This window comes from Streptomyces sp. NPDC039462, assembly GCF_055639375.1.
The window spans coordinates 180,071-196,670 of record NZ_JBVKAO010000008.1; the positions used below are offsets into that span (position 1 = coordinate 180,071).

Here is a 16,600-nt window from a genome sequence, read left to right on the forward strand (position 1 = left end):
CCCCGATCGGAGGACCGAATACCGTGTCCGACCTGCACAAGCACGTCTCCGAGCTGGAGGCCGAGTCCGCGACGGCGGCCCGCCTCTTCGACATCCGGCGGATCATCGGCGGCCTGTTCGTCGTCTACGGCATCATCGTGACGATCGCCGGGATCACCGCGTCCGACGCCGACCTGAAGAAGGCCGAGGACATCAACATCAACCTGTGGACGGGCCTCGGCATGCTCGCCCTCGGGCTCTTCTTCCTCGGGTGGCTGTGGCTGCGCCCGACCGTGCCGCCCGCGCGGGAGCCGGACGAGAGCGACTGACATCCCCCACGGGGCCCGGGCTCACTGCGGTGACTCGGGCCCCGCCGGCTTGTCCACGCTGTTCGCGTAGGCCGACGCGGGGCGCTCGGCACGCTCCAGGAGGCCCGTGCGCGCGGCGAGCGCGGCGGCCTCCAGACGCGAGCCGACGCCCAGTTTCATCAGGACCCGCTGCACGTGCGTACGCGCCGTGCTGGGCGCTATCCCCATCCCGGCGGCGATCAGCCGGGTGTCCTCGCCGTCCGCGACCCGCACCAGGACCTCGACCTCGCGGGGCGTCAGCATCTGCAGCAGCCGCTGACCCTCGTCGTCGGGCTGCGCGGCCGGATTGAGCAGCTCGCTGAAGGCACCTTGCAGCAGCTGGGGCGCGACCGCGGCCTCCCCGGCGCGCGCCTTCATGATGGCGCGCTCCACTCCTTCGATGCGCTCGTCATGGCGTACGTAACCGGAGGCGCCGGAGGCGAAGGCGGCCGCGATGCCGCGCGGGTTCGGCACCGGGCCGAGCACCACGACCGCCACCTGCGGCCGGTCCCGCTTGATCTTCACGACCGGGTCGAACATGCCCGGCTCGGCCGGCGTGGCCGTGCCCAGGAGGCAGACCTCCGGAGCCCTGCTGATGACCAGTTCCGCCGCACCGGCGGCGGGCGCGGCGGCGGCGAGCACCCGGTGCCCGCGCAACTTCAGTGCCGAGGCGAGCGCCTCGGCGAGCAGTCGGTGATCGTCGACCACCATGAGCCGCACACCCATAGCAACCCCCCACTTCCCCGCGGGCCCCCCGACCCTCCATCCCCCGGAAGCTACACGCTTGTTCGACGTTGCGCGCCCCCTACCCGTCAGAAGCGGCCCGGAATGCCGAAATCCCTGCCCTTCGGGGGCGCCGGGAGGTACGGAGGGGTACACGAACGGCGGCGGCCGCCCCCGGTGGTGCGAGGGGGCGGCCGCCGCCGTGGTGCGCTGCCGTGCCGTGCGGCTACTCCGCGACGAAGCCGAGCGCCACGAACTCCTTCTCGTCCTTCGAGTAGGGCTTGCTCAGCAGCTTCTTGCCGAGGAACAAGTGCCCGTTGCCGTAGAGGAGTTCGTTCGACTTCGGGACCATGCCGCTGATCGCGTCGGTGACCGCCTCGGAGGAGGGGGTCTCCAGGAGCTTGGTCTCCTTCATCGTCTTGCCGTCGAGCGACACGACCTGGGCGCCCTTCTGGTAGCCGTGCGCCTTGTACGCGAGGACGTTGCCGCCGTCCATGCGGATCGGGAAGATCTCGCCGTTCTCACCGGCGACCGCGCGGTCGCTGGTGGGCTTTCCGGTGGCCAGCGAGAAGGAGACGATCTCGTTGGTGCGGTTGTAGCTCTCGCCGGCGCCGTCGTGCTGGCGCGTCGGGACGTACAGCCGGTCGTTGCCCACGGCGATCGCCTTGCAGTCGTTCACCATGTTCACGCCGCAGTCGTGGTCGTACTTGCCGTCCTCCAGGGAGATCTTGGAGCGCAGCTTGCCGTTGCTGCCGATGGCGAAGACGTCCGTGACACCGGAGGCGGTGATCTCGGTGGTGTCCTGGCCGAAGACGACCGGGTTCGTCGAGATGATCTTGGCGTTGTCGATGCCGTCGGCGAGCGGGTACGTCCACTTGTCGTCGCCGGTCTTCGGGTCGAGGAGCTGGACCTTCAGCCGCTCGTCGCCGTACGTGCCGCACTTGCGGACCGCGACCAGCTGGTCACCGCCGGCGTAGCCGACGTCCTCGCACTTGCCGACCTTTGGCTTCCACAGGGAGTTGCCCTTGACGTCCCAGGCGGCGCCGCCGCTGGAGGTGCCCGCGCCGGCGGCGATGGTGGTGCCCGAGATGGTGACTTCCTTGAAGGTCGCCTTCACGCCGTTGGTCTCGACGCTCTCGGTCCAGAGCTTTTTGCCGGAGTTCAGGTCAACCGCGGAGACGTTGGAGCACTGCTCGTAGTCGCCCTTCTTGTTCCGCTTGGCCTCTTCGGTGACGACCGCGACGATGCCGTCCTCGGTGACCTCGGGCGACATCGCGCAGGCCATGCCGGACAGCGGGACCGTCCACTTCTTCTTGCCGGTGTCCGGGTCGTAGCCGTTGAGCTCGTAGACGCCGGCCTTGGCGTAGACGTCGTCGGTCAGCACCGAGCCCGTGGCGTTCCAGATCTGGTCCTTGGGGACCTCGGGCTGGGGCAGCTGCATGAGGACCTTGGCCGAGGGGTCGGCCGGCGCCTTCTCCTTGGCCGGGCCCTGGTCCGGCGCGGTGCCGCCCTGCTCGCCCTTCTCCGAACCCTTGCCGCCCTTGCCGTCCTTGCCGGACTCCTGCGCGGTGTTCTTGGAGTCGTCGTCCTTCGTCGAGGCGTAGTAGACCCCGCCGCCGACGATCAGCGCGATCGCGGCGGCCGCCGCGACGATGATCGCCAGCTGGCTGTTGAACTTCTTGCCGCCGCCGGAGCCGGAGTCACCGGGCTGCGGCTGCATCGGCATGGTCGGCGGCTGCTGGTAGCCCTGCTGGTACGGCTGCTGGTAGCCCTGCTGGTACTGCGGCGTGGCGGGCTGGGTCGGGTAGCCGTAGCTCTGCGGGGGCTGGGGCGGCTGAGGTGCCTGGGGCGCCTGCGGGTAGCCGTAGGTGGGCTGGGCGGGCGGCGCGGGAGGGGCCGTCGGCGGAGCCGCCGGAGGAGCCGCGGGCGGGGGCGGCGTCTGCGGGTAGCCGTACGACGGGTCGGGGGCCTTGCCGAAGCCTCCGGGCGGAGGGTCCTGCGGGGCGCCGAAGCCGCCCTGCGGGGGCTCGTTCGGCGGCTGCTGCGGTGGCTGGGGCGGCTGGGTCATGACGTCGTCTATTCCTTGGGGACGAGAGCGGTCGAGCGGATGACTGGGTGGGGGCGCGTCACTTGCCGTAGGCGAGCATCAGCTTCGCCTGGCCGGAGGAGCGCATGATGCTGGTGGTCGAGATGTAGAAGCGCCCGTCCACGTAGTCGACGTCCTTCGAGTAGAAGCCGCTCTCGATCCGCGATGTGCCCTTCGGGTGCTGGAGCAGGGTCTTGGGCTTGTGCGAACCGGACGTCGCGATGGAGACGACGCGGCCGCCGGAGTCGTACGACGGAGTGACGTACGCGATCACCTCGCCGTTCTCGACCTTCAGCGGGAGCATCGTTTCGTCCAGCGGCGACTTGGCGCGCCAGGCCTCCTTGCCGGTGGCGAGGCTCAGCGCGACCACGTCGTTCGCGCCGCTCTTCTCGCTCGTCGGCAGGTAGAGGTACTTGTCGTCGACGGCCACGCCCAGGCAGCCGGCCAGCTCACGGCTGAGGACCGAGGTGTCGCACTCCGGCGCGAAGCTGTCCTTGGTGATGACCTCGGAGCGCGTCTTGTCGCTGTTCTCCTTCAGCACCGTGATGTTGAACTGCTTCTTGTCCTCGTTGCTGAGGTACACGATCGTCGGGCTGTCCGAGAAGACCTTGCCGATGCGCCAGCCCTTGGGGAACTTCTTGGTCCACAGGGCGCGGCCGGTCTTCGGGTCGAGCTGCTGCAGCTCGTCGTGCGCGCTGGGCGTGCTCGCGCCGCAGGACAGGGCCATGAGGAGCTTCTTGCCGCCGACGAAGCCGTTGGGGAAGCAGGTGCCCTCGTCCTTCTTGTCCGCGACGTAGAGCTTCTTGCCGTCGCTCATCCGCAGCGCGGTGCCGGACTGGTCGCGGCCGACCATCAGCACGTCGCCGACGAGGACCAGGTGGCTCTTGAGGGCGAAGTCGAAGAGGCCCTCCTCCTTGACCGGCTTGCCCCAGCCCTTGTCACCGGTCTTCAGGTCGACGACCTGGAGCTGGTTGCACTTGGCGTCGCTCTTGGTGCCTTCCTTGTACGCGACGACGATCTTGCCGTCGTCGGTGGCCGTCTGTGTCGCCGCGCAGATCTTCTGCGGGAACTCGATGGCCTTCCAGGCGGTCTTGCCGGTCCCGGCCTTGTACGCGAGGAGCTGCTTGTACGCGGCCTTGACGACGGTGTCGCCGTACACCCACATGCCGGGGGCGTCGCCTCCGGAACCGGGCACCTTGGGCGCCTCCTTGTACCAGAGGACCTTGGCCTCGCCGGCCTGGCGGCCTTCGTTGAGGTCTTCCTTGCCCTCGTGGCCGTCGCCGTCGCCGGTGCCCGGGTTGACCGGGGCGGAGGCGGTGGGCTCGGGGTCCTTGTTCTTCGCCTCGGACTTCTTCTTGCCGTCGTCGTCACCGCTGACGACGGCCCAGGTGACACCGCCCGCGACGAGCAGCGCGGCCACGGCCGCGGCGGCGATCACGAGGAGCTTGCCGCGCTTCTTGCCGCTGCCGCCGCCGGGCGCGCCGGGGCCGGCGGGGAACTGCGGCTGGGTCGGCGGCTGCTGCGGGTAGCCGTACTGCGGCTGGGCCGCGTAGGGGCCGGGCTGCTGGGGCTGACCGTACGGGCCGGGCTGCTGGGGCGGGGCCGTGTACGGGCCGGGCTGCTGCGGCTGGTTCGCGTACGGACCCGGCTGCTGCGGCTGGTTCGCGTACGGACCCGGCTGCTGCGGCGGGTTGCCGTACGGGCCGGGCTGGGTCGGCTGGTTCGCGTACGGGTTGTCGGGCGTGGACGGCGGTGTCTGCGGGTATCCGTAACCCGGCTGGGGCTCCTGCCCCGGTGGCTGCGGAGCTCCGAAGCCGCCGGGCGGCGGCTGGTTGGGCGGCTGAGTCATCAGCGCTTCCCCCTTCACTGATTTTCGGCACGCCAAGTGGTGCTCAGGGCAGCCTTTCTATCACCCTGCCCCCGTACCACACGGGTCCGGTCCAGCCCCTGTTCCCAAGGGAGGACCGGCCCGTAATGCGTCCGTTACGCGAGCTCCACGGGAGCTCTACGCGTCCTCCGCAAGCTCCAGCCAGCGCATTTCCAACTCCTCGCGCTCGCTGATCAGTTCGCGGAGCTCGGCGTCCAGTTTGGCCACCTTTTCGAAGTCCGTCGCGTTATCGGCGATTTGGGCGTGGAGCTTGGTCTCCTTCGTGGAGACCTTGTCCAGCTGCCGCTCGATCTTCTGGAGTTCCTTCTTCGCGGCGCGGGCATCGGCGGAGGAGACGGTCTTCGCCGCGGCCTGCGCTGGCGCGGCCTGAGCGGGCGCCGACGCGCTCGCGGTCTCCGCCATCCGCCGCCTGCGCTCCAGGTACTCGTCGATGCCACGCGGCAGCATCCGCATCGTGGCGTCGCCGAGCAGCGCGAACACCTTGTCCGTGGTCCGCTCGACGAAGAACCGGTCGTGGGAGATGACGACCATGGAGCCGGGCCAGCCGTCCAGCACGTCCTCGAGCTGCGTCAGCGTCTCGATGTCCAGGTCGTTGGTCGGCTCGTCGAGGAAGAGGACGTTCGGCTCGTCCATCAGCAGCCGCAGCAGTTGCAGCCTGCGCCGCTCACCGCCGGAGAGGTCGCCGACCGGCGTCCACTGCTTCTCCTTGCTGAACCCGAAGGTCTCGCAGAGCTGCCCCGCGGTCATCTCCCGGCCCTTGCCGAGGTCGACGCGCTCACGCACCTGCTGCACGGCCTCCAACACCCGCAGCGTCGGCTTCAGTTCGGCCACCTCCTGCGAGAGGTAGGCGAGCTTCACGGTCTTGCCGACGACGATCTTCCCGGCCGCGGGCTGCACGTCGCCCGCACTGCGCGCGGCCTCCGCCATGGCCCGCAGCAGCGAGGTCTTGCCCGCGCCGTTCACCCCGACCAGGCCGACGCGGTCACCGGGACCGAGCTGCCAGGTCAGATGCTTGAGCAGCAGCTTCGGGCCGGCCTGGACCGACACGTCCTCCAGGTCGAAGACCGTCTTGCCGAGCCGCGTCGTCGCGAACTTCATCAGCTCGCTGGTGTCCCGCGGCGGCGGCACGTCCGCGATCAGTTCGTTGGCCGCCTCGATGCGGAACTTCGGCTTGCTGGTGCGGGCCGGGGCGCCGCGCCGCAGCCAGGCCAGCTCCTTGCGCATCAGGTTCTTGCGCTTGGTCTCCTCCGTGGCCGCGATGCGCTCACGCTCGGCGCGGGCGAAGACGTAGTCCGAGTACCCGCCCTCGTACTCGAAGACCGAACCGCCCTGCACGTCCCACATGCGGGTGCACACCTGGTCCAGGAACCAGCGGTCGTGCGTCACGCAGACGAGCGCCGAGCGCCGCGTGCGCAGGTGCTCGGCGAGCCAGGCGATGCCCTCGACGTCCAGGTGGTTGGTCGGCTCGTCGAGCACGATCAGGTCCTGCTCGGCGATGAGCAGCTTGGCCAGCGCGATACGGCGCCGCTCGCCGCCGGACAGCGGGCCGATGACGGTGTCGAGGCCCTGCGGGAACCCCGGCATGTCGAGTCCGCCGAACAGCCCGGTCAGCACGTCCCTGATCTTGGCGCTGCCCGCCCACTCGTGGTCGGCGAGGTCTCCGATGACCTCGTGCCTGACGGTGGCGGCGGGGTCCAGCGAGTCGTGCTGCGTCAGCACGCCGAGCCGCAGCCCGCCGTTGTGCGTGACGCGGCCGGTGTCGGCGTCCTCCAGCTTGGCGAGCATCCGGATCAGGGTGGTCTTCCCGTCGCCGTTGCGCCCGACGACACCGATCCTGTCCCCCTCGGACACGCCGAGTGAGACGCCGTCGAGCAGGGCACGGGTGCCGTACACCTTGCTGACTGCCTCGACATTGACCAGATTGACGGCCATTTCTCTCCTGACAGGGGGGACGATCGATCCTCAAGCGTAGTCGCCCGCGCGGGAGCGCCCCGCCCCCTCCACCAGCACCCACCCGGCAAGGGCCATCGCCACCGCCCCCGGTGCCGTCACATGGACGGCCACCAGCATCGCCGTACGCCCTTCGAGCAGGCCCCCGAAGCCGACCATCGACAGGCCGAGCACCCCGAAGAGGCAGAGCGTGACGCCGAGGGCCGCGGCCGGGCCCGAGGCCGTGCCCGGTGCGACCGGCCCCGCCGTCCCCGGCCGTTCGAAGCGGCGGAAGGCCACGACGAGCGCCGCCGTCAGAGCCGCGGCCGCTCCCATCCGCAGCGGCGCCTGCGCCCACCACGCCGCGCTCGCCGGCTCCGGCAGCGGGATGTCGAGGGCGAGCAGCGTCCCGTACACCCCGAGCATCGCCGTCAGGTGCCAGAGGAACGCCGTCATGGAGATGCCGTTGGCCGCGACCACGCCGCGCCACACCCGCGGCCGCGCCAGCCACCGCGTCGCGGGGCCGCGCAGCAGCTCCACGGCGCCGACCAGCCACATGCCGTGGCAGAGGAGGGCGAAGGTGGGCGGCGCCATGTTCGAGACGCGTTCGCCGGGCATGCCGACCATGGACAGCGGATAGGGGCCGAGGGCCACGAGCAGGCAGGCGCCCGCGAGACCCGCGCCTGCCAGGACGTACGGCGTCCGCAGCCTGCCGTCCGCGCGCAGGAAGCCCAGCTGGTGCACGGCGAGCCATACGAAGGCGAAGTTCAGGAACTCCAGATACGGCACGCCGAACGCGAAGCGCGCCACGTCCACCGCGCCGGCCGCCGCCACGAGCGCGCCGAACGCGCCCCAACCCCACCGCTCGTGCAGCCGCAGCAGCGGCGGCGTGAAGGCGACCATGGCGAGGTAGACGCCGATGAACCACAGCGGCTGCGCGACGAGCCGCAGCGCGACATCGAGCAGTCCGCCGCCCCGGCCGCCCAGTTGCAGGAGCAGCGCGCCCGCGCCCCACACCCCTATGAAGACCATGGTGGGCCGCAGCAGCCGCTGGAGCCGGGCCCGCACGAACGCCGAGTAGACGGGCCGTCCCTCGGACCGGCGGCTCAACGAGCGGTACGACAGCGCGTGCGAGAACCCGCCGACGAAGAAGAAGACGGGCATGATCTGCAGCGCCCAGGTGAGGAGCTGGAGCTCCGGCACCACGGCGAGGAGGTTGCCGACCTCGGCGCGGCCGTCGTCGCCGACGGTCACGGCGGCCATCAGCCAGTGCCCGACGACGACCGTGCCGAGCGAGGCGACCCGCAGCAGGTCGATGTACCGGTCACGCCCGGCGGGCGTCTTCTCGGCGAGTTCGCGAACGCTTGATCCCATGGACGTACGGTCGCGTGCGGTACGCCTCCGGCGTCAGCGTGTACGTACTCATCCGGGAGTGAGTATCTGGGGGCTAGATCTGCTGGGCGCCCTGGGCCGGGGACGTCGCCACCCGCGCCGTGCGGCACGTGCCGGAGGCCGTCAGCGCGTCCGCCACCTTGCGGGCGGACGCGGCGTCGGCCGTGAGGAACGCCGTCGTCGGGCCCGAGCCGGAGACCAGCGCGGCCAGGGCGCCCGCCGCCGTACCCGCCGCGAGGGTGTCGTGGAGCGCGGGGAACAAGGAGAGCGCCGCGGGCTGGAGGTCGTTGGTGACCGTGGCCGCGAGGGCTTCGACGTCGCCCGTGCGCAGGGCTTCGAGCAGCGCCGGGGACGCCTCGGGGGCGGGCGCGTCGGGGGTGAGGCGGTCGAACTCGCGGTAGACGGCGGGCGTGGAGAGTCCTCCGTCGGCGACGGCGAACACCCAGTGGAAGGCGCCGCCGACCTCCAGCGGCTGGAGCTTCTCGCCGCGCCCGGTGCCGAGCGCGGCCCCGCCGACCAGGCTGAACGGCACGTCGCTGCCGAGTTCCGCGCAGATGTCGAGCAGTTCCGCGCCGGAGGCGTTCGTGCCCCACAGCGCGTCGCACGCCACGAGCGCGGCGGCGCCGTCCGCGCTGCCGCCCGCCATGCCGCCGGCGACGGGGATGTCCTTGGCGATGTGGAGGTGCACGTCGGGCGCGATGCCGTACCGCGTGGCGAGGAGTTCGGCGGCGCGGGCGGCGAGGTTCGTGCGGTCCAGGGGCACCTGGTCCGAGCCGGGGCCCTCGCAGGTCACCCGCAGCGCGTCGGCGGGTGTGGCGGTGACCTCGTCGTGGAGGCCTACGGCGAGGAAGACGTTGGCGAGGTCGTGGAAGCCGTCGGGGCGGGCGGCGCCCACGGCGAGCTGGACGTTGACCTTCGCGGGGACCCGTACCGTCACGCTCGCGCTCACGCGCCGGCCTCCTGCCGCTGCTCCTTGTGCTCGGCGATCCGCGCGAACTCCTCCACGGTCAGCGCCTCGCCGCGCGCCTGCGGCGAGACCCCGGCGGCGACCAGCGCGGTCTCCGCGGCGGCCGCGGAACCGGCCCAGCCGGCCAGGGCCGCCCGCAGCGTCTTCCTGCGCTGCGCGAAGGCGGCGTCCACGACGGCGAACACCTCGCGCTTGGACGCGGTGGTCTTCACCGGCTCGGCGCGGCGCACCAGGGAGACGAGCCCCGAGTCGACGTTGGGCGCGGGCCAGAAGACGTTGCGCCCGATGGATCCGGCGCGCTTCACGTCGGCGTACCAGTTGGCCTTCACGGACGGCACTCCGTACACCTTCGAGCCGGGGGCGGCGGCGAGCCGGTCGGCCACCTCGGCCTGCACCATCACGAGCGTGCGCTCGATGGTCGGGAAGGTGTCGAGCATGTGCAGGAGCACGGGCACGGCCACGTTGTACGGGAGGTTCGCGACGAGGGCGGTGGGCGCGGGGCCCGGCAGCTCCCGTACGAGCATGGCGTCGCTGTGCACGAGCCCGAAGGAACCCACCTTCTTCGGAAGGCGGGCCTCCACCGTCGCAGGCAGCGCGCCGGCGAGCGCGTCGTCGATCTCGACCGCGGTGACGTGGGCGGCGGTCTCCAGCAGCGCGAGGGTCAGCGAGCCGAGGCCCGGTCCCACCTCCACGACGACGTCGTCCGGGCGGACCTCCGCGGTGCGGACGATGCGCCGTACGGTGTTGGCGTCGATGACGAAGTTCTGGCCGCGCTGCTTGGTGGGGCGTACGCCCAGGGCAGCGGCCAGTTCGCGGATGTCGGCGGGGCCGAGGAGGGCGCCGTGCTCAGTGCTCACGGTCCCAGGTTACGGGCCCTGGCCCCTGGGCCTCGCACGGTCCACCCCCTGCCCGGGGCCGGGGCGGGGTTCGGTGGAGGGTGGCCCTCCCCTCTTCCCTCCGCCCGCACAAACAGTCCCGCCGCTCCGCGGCGGATGCCTCCCACCCACCCACCCGTTTGCCCCGCGACGTCATGCGGGGGTGGGTGGGGGTTCTCCGCGACGTCCAGCGGGGGTGGGGGCGGGTGGGGTGGGGGTTCCCCGCGACGGCCTGCGGGGATGGGGGCGGGTGGGTGGGAGTTGCCCGCGACGGCCTGCGGGGGCAGGGGCGGGTGGGTGGGGGTTCTCTGCGACGGCCTGCGGAGGCAGGGGCGGGTGGGGTGGGGGTTGCCCGCGACGGCCTGCGGGGGTCGAGGCGGCTGGGGTGGGGGGCCCGCGACGGCCTGCGGAGGCAGGGGCAGGTGGGGTGCGGGTTGCCTGCCCGCAACCCTGCGGGGGGGGCGGGTGCGGGGGATGCCCGCGACGGCCAGCGGAGGCAAGGGCGGGTGGGTGGGGGTTCTCCGCGATGGCCTGCGGGGGTAGGGGCGCTCCCCGCCCGGCGGGCGGGGTGGGGGTTCTTCGCGACGGGCTGTGGGGGTAGGGGTGCCCCCCGTCGGGGGGTCAGCCGTGGAGGTGGCGGCCGCAGTGGGGCCAAGGGGTTGCTCCGCGTTGGATGTAGAGCTTCTTTGCGCGGTAGGTCTGTTCCGCCGCCGGGGCGTCCTGGGGGCGACCCGAACCGCCGAGCCCCTGCCAGGTCCGCGTGTCGAACTGGTAGAGCCCTCCGTACGTACCGGAGGGATCCACCGCCCCGGGCCGCCCACCCGACTCGCACCGGGCGAGCGACCCCCAGTCGAGACCGTCCGCCCCGGCCACCGCCATGGGCCTCTGCTTCGTGCCGACCTTCACGATCCGTTTCTGCGGCTCCCGCACCACCTCGGAACTGACCCGCCGCGGCTTCTGCCTGACGCCGTTGACGCTCCGCACCGTGTACGTGACCCGCCTGACCCCCTGCCGCCCCGCCTGCGCCACGACCTCCGTGCCGCGGAACAGCGACGCGTCCTCCGTCCGCTCCACCTCGAAGGGGATCGCCTCCTCGCGTACCTCCTTCGTCCCCGTGACCCGCATGACGGTCACGGTCTGCCCGTCGCGCGGAAAGCTGTCCGGATGGACCGACGTCGTGTCCTGCCCCCGCAACGTCACCCCGGACTCGGCGACGGCCTCCCGCACGGTCGCCGCGTTCGTGCGGATGGTCCGCTCCCGCCCGTCCGCCATGATCGTGACGGTGCGTTCCGTACGGACGTCGAGAGCGAGCCCGTCCCGGCCGATGCGGCTGCTGCGCGAGGCCGACAGATGCGCCCCCTCCGCCCGCACCCCGAGCTGCCGCAGCGCCCCGTCCACGGTCCGCGCCGTGGTCCACACCCGGCGGCGCTGCCCGTCGAGGGTGAGGTGGACGGGCCTGCCGTAGCGGACGGCGACCTCGTCGCCGCTGGCGAGCGCGGTGCCGGCCGCGGGCGCGACGATGTCGTGGGCGCCGACGTCCACGCCCTCGTCGGCGAGGAGTTCACCGACGTCGTCGGCGAAGGTGTGCAGCGTGCGGGGCTTGCCGTCGACGATGAGCTGGACGGCCTTGTCGTTGGCGACGAACGCGGACGTGCCGCCCGCGAGGAAGGCGACGACGAGGGCCTGCGGCAGCAGCCGCCGGATCACCTCGGGCCGCTCGGCGGACGCGGGCTCGGACGCCCTGGGCCCCTTCTTGCCGCGCGCGGCCCGCCGCGCCCCCGCCCGCCCCCCACCGGGCGCGGGAACAGAGGAGGGCGCGGAGGGTGCAGGGGGTGCAGAGGACGAGGCCACCTGCCGCGGCAGCGTGGCGGCCTCCGCGTACGACACGTCACGCGACCCGGCGTACGACACCTCGTACGCCGCGTCCTGCCACACTCCGCTCTGCGGCTCGCCATACGGCTCGTATGGCGCATATGTCTCATACGGCTCGTACGTCTCGTACTGCGAGTTGCTCACGCCGACGCTCCAGGGGTACGTACCGGGCGCACAGAACCTAGCGGAGCCGCCGTCACTCTCCAAAGCAGCGCGACTACACAGCGTCGCGCAGTTGACACTCGGTAGGCGACTCAGTCAGCGACTCAGTAGGCGAAGGCGCGCGCCGTGTTCGCGGCGATCGCCGTGGCCATGGCGTCCTCGTCGATGCCGCGCACCTCGGCCATGGCCCGCAGCGTGACCGGAACGAGATACGGCGCGTTGGGCCGTCCGCGGTAGGGGACGGGCGTCAGGAACGGCGCGTCGGTCTCGACGAGAACCAGGTCGAGGGAGGCGACGGCCAGCGCGTCGCGGAGCCCCTGCGCGTTCTTGAAGGTGACGTTGCCCGCGAAGGACATGAAGTAGCCGTGTTCCGCGCAGACGCGGGCCATCTCGGCGTCGCCGGAGTAGCAGTGGAAGACGGTGCGCTCGGGGGCGCCTTCCTCCTTCAGCACGCGCAGCACGTCCTCGTGGGCCTCGCGATCGTGGATGACGAGCGCCTTTCCGTGCCGCTTGGCGATCTCGATGTGCGCGCGGAAGGAGCGCTCCTGCGCGGCCATGCCCTCGGGGCCGGTGCGGAAGTAGTCGAGGCCGGTCTCGCCGACGCCGAGCACGTGCGGCAGCGCGGCGAGCCGGTCGATCTCGGCGAGCGCCTCGTCGAGGGCCGCGTCGCCGCCCGGCTCGCGCGCGCCCTGCCGGGACCAGCCGTCGGGGTCGCCGAGGACGATGCGGGGCGCTTCGTTGGGGTGGAGGGCGACGGCGGCGTGCACGCTGTCGTGCGCGGCGGCGGTGTCGGCCGCCCACTGTGACCCGCGTACGTCGCAGCCGACCTGCACGACCGTCGTGACGCCGACGGACGCGGCCTTGGCGAGTCCCTCCTCCACCGTGCCCGACTGCATGTCGAGGTGGGTGTGGGAGTCGGCGACCGCCACCCGGAGCGGTTCGGGCAGGGGCGGCGGTGCGTCGGCGTTCTTCGAAGGCATGCTCCGATCCTACGAAGCCCCCGGGGGAACCACCTCGGGCCCTACTGCCCCTTGCGGTGCTGGAAGGGGTGCAGCAGGTCGGCGAGGTGCCAGTGGTGCCGCTCCCGCACGTCACCGCCCGCGTCACCGTCCCCGGGCCCGACGGGGTCCACGGGCCCGGCCGGCTTTCCCACCCCGCTCCCGGGACGCGCAGCCGTGGCCCCACCCGCCTGCTGCCGCCGCATCATGTCGAGCACGGAGGACACCTGCCCCGCCCGCATGATCCGCACGACGTGCCCACCGCAGTTCAGGCACGTGGGCCGGGTCAGCGGCGAGGGCACGCGGGCGCCGTCCGCCAGGTACGTCACGAATTCCTGGCCCGCGACGTCGACGTGGTGCTCGATCTCGTAGGACTGCTCCCAGCCGTGTCCGCAGCGCATGCAGGCGAATGCGTAGGACTCATGCACCACGTTCAGCGCCGTGGGCGAGGCATTCATCGCTGTGGTGGGGTGGCCGGTGTCTGCGATCTCACTCATGCCAGCTGCTCCTCTTGCCCGAGGGACAAGCACTGTGCGTCCCTTCGACCAGTGGACGCCTTTCCCGGAGCGAGCGCATCAGACCTGTCGAGCATTGGAGCCGATTTGGCCTCCCCTTAGGAAAGAGGCTCGAAAGCAGCCTGGTGCGCGGTCCGCGCTTTGCTTTTCACGATAGTCCTTTGCCTGCCGATGGGCTGCCCCGATCCGCATTCTTTGCCGCCACGACGGCATCGAACACCTCGCGTTTGGGCAGGCCCGCTTCGGCGGCCACCGCGGCGATCGCCTCCTTGCGTCGCTCGCCCGCCTCCTCGCGCACCCGCACCCTGCGCACCAGCTCGTCGGGGGTGAGTTCGGCGGCGCTCTTCTCCGGTGCGCCCTCGACGACGACGGTGATCTCGCCGCGCACGCCGTCGGCGGCCCACTCGGCGAGGTCCTTCAGGGAGCCGCGCTTGACCTCTTCGTACGTCTTGGTCAGCTCGCGGCAGACCGCGGCCCTGCGCTCCTCGCCGAACGCCTCGGCCATCGCGGCGAGCGTGTCGTCGATGCGGTGCGGGGCCTCGAAGTAGACGAGCGTGCGCCGGTCATCGGCCACCTCCCGCAGCCGCGAGAGACGCTCGCCCGCCTTGCGCGGCAGGAAGCCCTCGAAGCAGAAGCGGTCCACGGGCAGCCCGGAGAGGGCGAGCGCCGTGAGCACGGCGGAGGGGCCCGGCACGGCCGTCACCCGCACGTCCCGCTCCACGGCCGCGGCGACGAGGCGGTAGCCGGGGTCGGAGACGGACGGCATGCCCGCGTCGGTCACGAGCAGCACCCGCGCGCCGCCCGTCAGCGCCTCGACCAGCTCGGGCGTGCGCGCCGTTTCGTTGCCCTCGAAGTACGAGACGACGCGGCCGCCGACCTGCACGCCGAGCGCCTGGGTGAGCCTGCGGAGGCGCCGGGTGTCCTCGGCGGCGACGACGTCGGCCGCCTCCAGTTCGGCGGCGAGCCGCGGCGGGGCGTCGGCGACATCGCCGATGGGGGTGCCCGCGAGGACCAGGGTTCCGGGGGAATCTGCGCTTCCTGTCACGGATCCATCCTCGCAGGGCCCACGGACGGGACTCGCACAGTCTGGTTCCCTACGATGGCGCGGTGACCAGTACCGCGTCTTCCCCGGACACCCGCGGGGGCCAGGCAGCCGAGGAGCAGCAGCCCCCGTGGCAGCGGCGGCTGCGCCGATTCGGCCATGCGGCGCGGCCCAGAGCGGACGTCAGGACACGCCTCGTGCCGCCGTACACGGAGCCGAGCCCCCGCCTGTGGATGACGCTCGGTCTGTCGCGGACGGCCGCCGAGCAGGTGGTGCGCTGGTCCGGCTGGGTCGGTCCGCTGCTGATCACGCTCGTCGCCGGGGTGACGCGGTTCTGGAACCTCGGCAGTCCGAAGGCCGTGATATTCGACGAGACGTATTACGCGAAGGACGCCTGGGCGCTCATCCACCGCGGCTTCGAGGTCAACTGGCCGGAGAAGATCAACGACGACGTGCTGCGGCAGGGCGGCTCCATCGCGATCCCGCACGACGCGGCGTACGTGGTGCATCCGCCGGTCGGCAAGTACGTGATCGGGATCGGCGAATGGCTGTTCGGCTTCGACCCGTTCGGCTGGCGGTTCATGACGGCGGTGCTCGGCACGCTGTCGGTGCTGATGCTCTGCCGGATCGGGCGGCGGCTCTTCCGCTCGACGTTCCTGGGGTGTCTGGCGGGCGCGCTGCTCGCGGTGGACGGCCTGCACTACGTGATGAGCAGGACCGCGCTGCTCGACCAGGTCCTGATGTTCTTCGTGCTCGCCGCGTTCGGGTGTTTCCTGATCGACCGGGACAAGGCGCGGGCGAGGCTGGCGGCGGCGCTGCCGGCGGACCCCGACAGCGCGGACGGGGTCGTACGACCGGACGCGTACGTGGCGGAGACGACCCGCCTGGGATGGCGGCCGTGGCGGTGGGCGGCCGGGCTCTGTCTCGGCCTCGCCTTCGGCACGAAGTGGAACGGCCTGTACGTCATGGTCTTCCTCTGTCTGCTGACCGTGTTCTGGGACGTGGGCGCGCGCCGGGTGGCCGGGGCGGACCGGCCCTACCGCGCGGTGCTGCGGCGGGACGTGCTCCCGGCGTTCGTGTCGACGGTGCCGGTGGCCCTCTTCACGTACGTCATGTCGTGGCTCGGCTGGATCCTCTCGCCGACGGACGGCAGCGGCGGCTACTACCGCAACTGGGCGGCCACCGACGGGAAGGGCGGCAGCTGGACCTGGCTGCCGGACTGGGTGCGCAGCCTGTGGCACTACGAGCACGCGGTGTACGAGTTCCACGTGGGTCTGTCGTCGCCGCACACCTACCAGTCCAACCCGTGGAGCTGGATCGTCGACGGCCGTCCCGTCTCGTACTTCTACGAGTCGCCGCTGCCCGGCAAGGACGGCTGTCCGGCCGACACCACGGAGAAGTGCGCCCGCGAGGTCCTCGCGCTCGGCACGCCGATGCTGTGGTGGGTGGCGGCCTTCGCGCTGGTGTACGTCCTGTGGCGGTGGGCGTTCCGCCGCGACTGGCGGGCGGGCGCGATCCTCTGCGGCGTCCTCGCGGGCTATCTGCCCTGGTTCTTCTACCAGGAGCGGACGATCTTCTACTTCTACGCGGTCGTCTTCGTGCCGTTCCTGTGTCTCGCCGTGGCGATGATGATCGGCGCGCTGCTGGGCCCGCCGGGGTCGAGCGAACGCCGCAGGACGGTCGGCGCCGCCGCTTCGGGTGTCGTCGTTCTGCTCATCCTCTGGAATTTCATCTACTTCTGGCCGATCTACACCGGCACGGCGATCCCCATCGATTCCTGGCGTTCCCGAATGTGGCTGGATACCTGGGTGTAATGGACACCTTC

General features: G+C 71.7%; 13 protein-coding genes. 2 read left to right on the forward strand and 11 right to left on the reverse strand.

Annotation, left to right across the window (positions count from 1 at the left end; all coding sequences use genetic code 11):
* The first annotated feature begins 23 nt into the window (after positions 1-23).
* On the forward strand, positions 24-308 hold the full coding sequence (locus ACZ7LU_RS34025; RefSeq protein WP_398303443.1) for a hypothetical protein: 285 nt from the start codon (positions 24-26) through the stop codon (positions 306-308).
* A gap of 21 nt (positions 309-329) precedes the next feature.
* On the opposite strand, the gene ACZ7LU_RS34030 is transcribed toward ACZ7LU_RS34025, so the two are convergent.
* From ACZ7LU_RS34030 to rsmI, 11 genes are all read right to left on the reverse strand, one after another.
* The gene (locus ACZ7LU_RS34030) at positions 330-1,052 is read right to left on the reverse strand and encodes a helix-turn-helix transcriptional regulator (RefSeq protein ID WP_398303441.1); all 723 of its coding nucleotides are present in this window, start codon (positions 1,050-1,052) and stop codon (positions 330-332) included.
* Between the two features lie 223 nt (positions 1,053-1,275).
* Positions 1,276-3,117, reverse strand: coding sequence for an outer membrane protein assembly factor BamB family protein (locus tag ACZ7LU_RS34035; RefSeq protein WP_471918928.1), 1,842 nt, complete (start codon positions 3,115-3,117; stop codon positions 1,276-1,278).
* A 58-nt stretch (positions 3,118-3,175) separates the two neighbouring features.
* Positions 3,176-4,984 carry an outer membrane protein assembly factor BamB family protein gene (locus tag ACZ7LU_RS34040; protein WP_471918929.1) on the reverse strand — a complete coding sequence of 603 codons (1,809 nt, stop codon included), beginning with the start codon at positions 4,982-4,984 and terminating at the stop codon, positions 3,176-3,178.
* A 156-nt stretch (positions 4,985-5,140) separates the two neighbouring features.
* Positions 5,141-6,955 (reverse strand): ABC-F family ATP-binding cassette domain-containing protein, encoded by a 1,815-nt coding sequence (locus ACZ7LU_RS34045; RefSeq protein WP_468087276.1) that lies wholly within the window; start codon positions 6,953-6,955, stop codon positions 5,141-5,143.
* Between the two features lie 30 nt (positions 6,956-6,985).
* A complete protein-coding gene (locus ACZ7LU_RS34050; protein WP_471918930.1) occupies positions 6,986-8,326 on the reverse strand; it encodes an acyltransferase family protein in 1,341 nt (446 codons plus the stop codon).
* A 73-nt stretch (positions 8,327-8,399) separates the two neighbouring features.
* A complete protein-coding gene (locus tag ACZ7LU_RS34055) occupies positions 8,400-9,293 on the reverse strand; it encodes a 4-(cytidine 5'-diphospho)-2-C-methyl-D-erythritol kinase (protein ID WP_471918931.1) in 894 nt (297 codons plus the stop codon).
* Positions 9,290-10,168 carry a 16S rRNA (adenine(1518)-N(6)/adenine(1519)-N(6))-dimethyltransferase RsmA gene (rsmA, locus tag ACZ7LU_RS34060; RefSeq protein WP_471918932.1) on the reverse strand — a complete coding sequence of 293 codons (879 nt, stop codon included), beginning with the start codon at positions 10,166-10,168 and terminating at the stop codon, positions 9,290-9,292. The genes ACZ7LU_RS34055 and rsmA overlap by 4 nt, the downstream gene beginning before the upstream one ends.
* Before the next feature lie 639 nt (positions 10,169-10,807).
* Positions 10,808-12,202: a ubiquitin-like domain-containing protein gene (locus tag ACZ7LU_RS34065; RefSeq protein ID WP_471918933.1), complete on the reverse strand. Its 1,395-nt coding sequence runs from the start codon at positions 12,200-12,202 to the stop codon at positions 10,808-10,810.
* Positions 12,203-12,324: 122 nt separating this feature from the next.
* On the reverse strand, positions 12,325-13,200 hold the full coding sequence (locus ACZ7LU_RS34070; RefSeq protein WP_471918934.1) for a TatD family hydrolase: 876 nt from the start codon (positions 13,198-13,200) through the stop codon (positions 12,325-12,327).
* 41 nt (positions 13,201-13,241) lie between these two features.
* Complete coding sequence (locus ACZ7LU_RS34075) at positions 13,242-13,715, reverse strand: hypothetical protein (protein WP_468087264.1); 474 nt, start codon at positions 13,713-13,715, stop codon at positions 13,242-13,244.
* Positions 13,716-13,881: 166 nt separating this feature from the next.
* Entirely contained in the window at positions 13,882-14,778 is an 897-nt protein-coding gene (gene rsmI, locus ACZ7LU_RS34080) for a 16S rRNA (cytidine(1402)-2'-O)-methyltransferase (RefSeq protein ID WP_471149675.1), read from the reverse strand.
* Positions 14,779-14,840: 62 nt separating this feature from the next.
* On the opposite strand from rsmI, the gene ACZ7LU_RS34085 reads away from it, so the two are divergent.
* On the forward strand, positions 14,841-16,589 hold the full coding sequence (locus ACZ7LU_RS34085; RefSeq protein ID WP_471918935.1) for a dolichyl-phosphate-mannose--protein mannosyltransferase: 1,749 nt from the start codon (positions 14,841-14,843) through the stop codon (positions 16,587-16,589).
* The last annotated feature ends 11 nt before the right edge of the window (positions 16,590-16,600 follow it).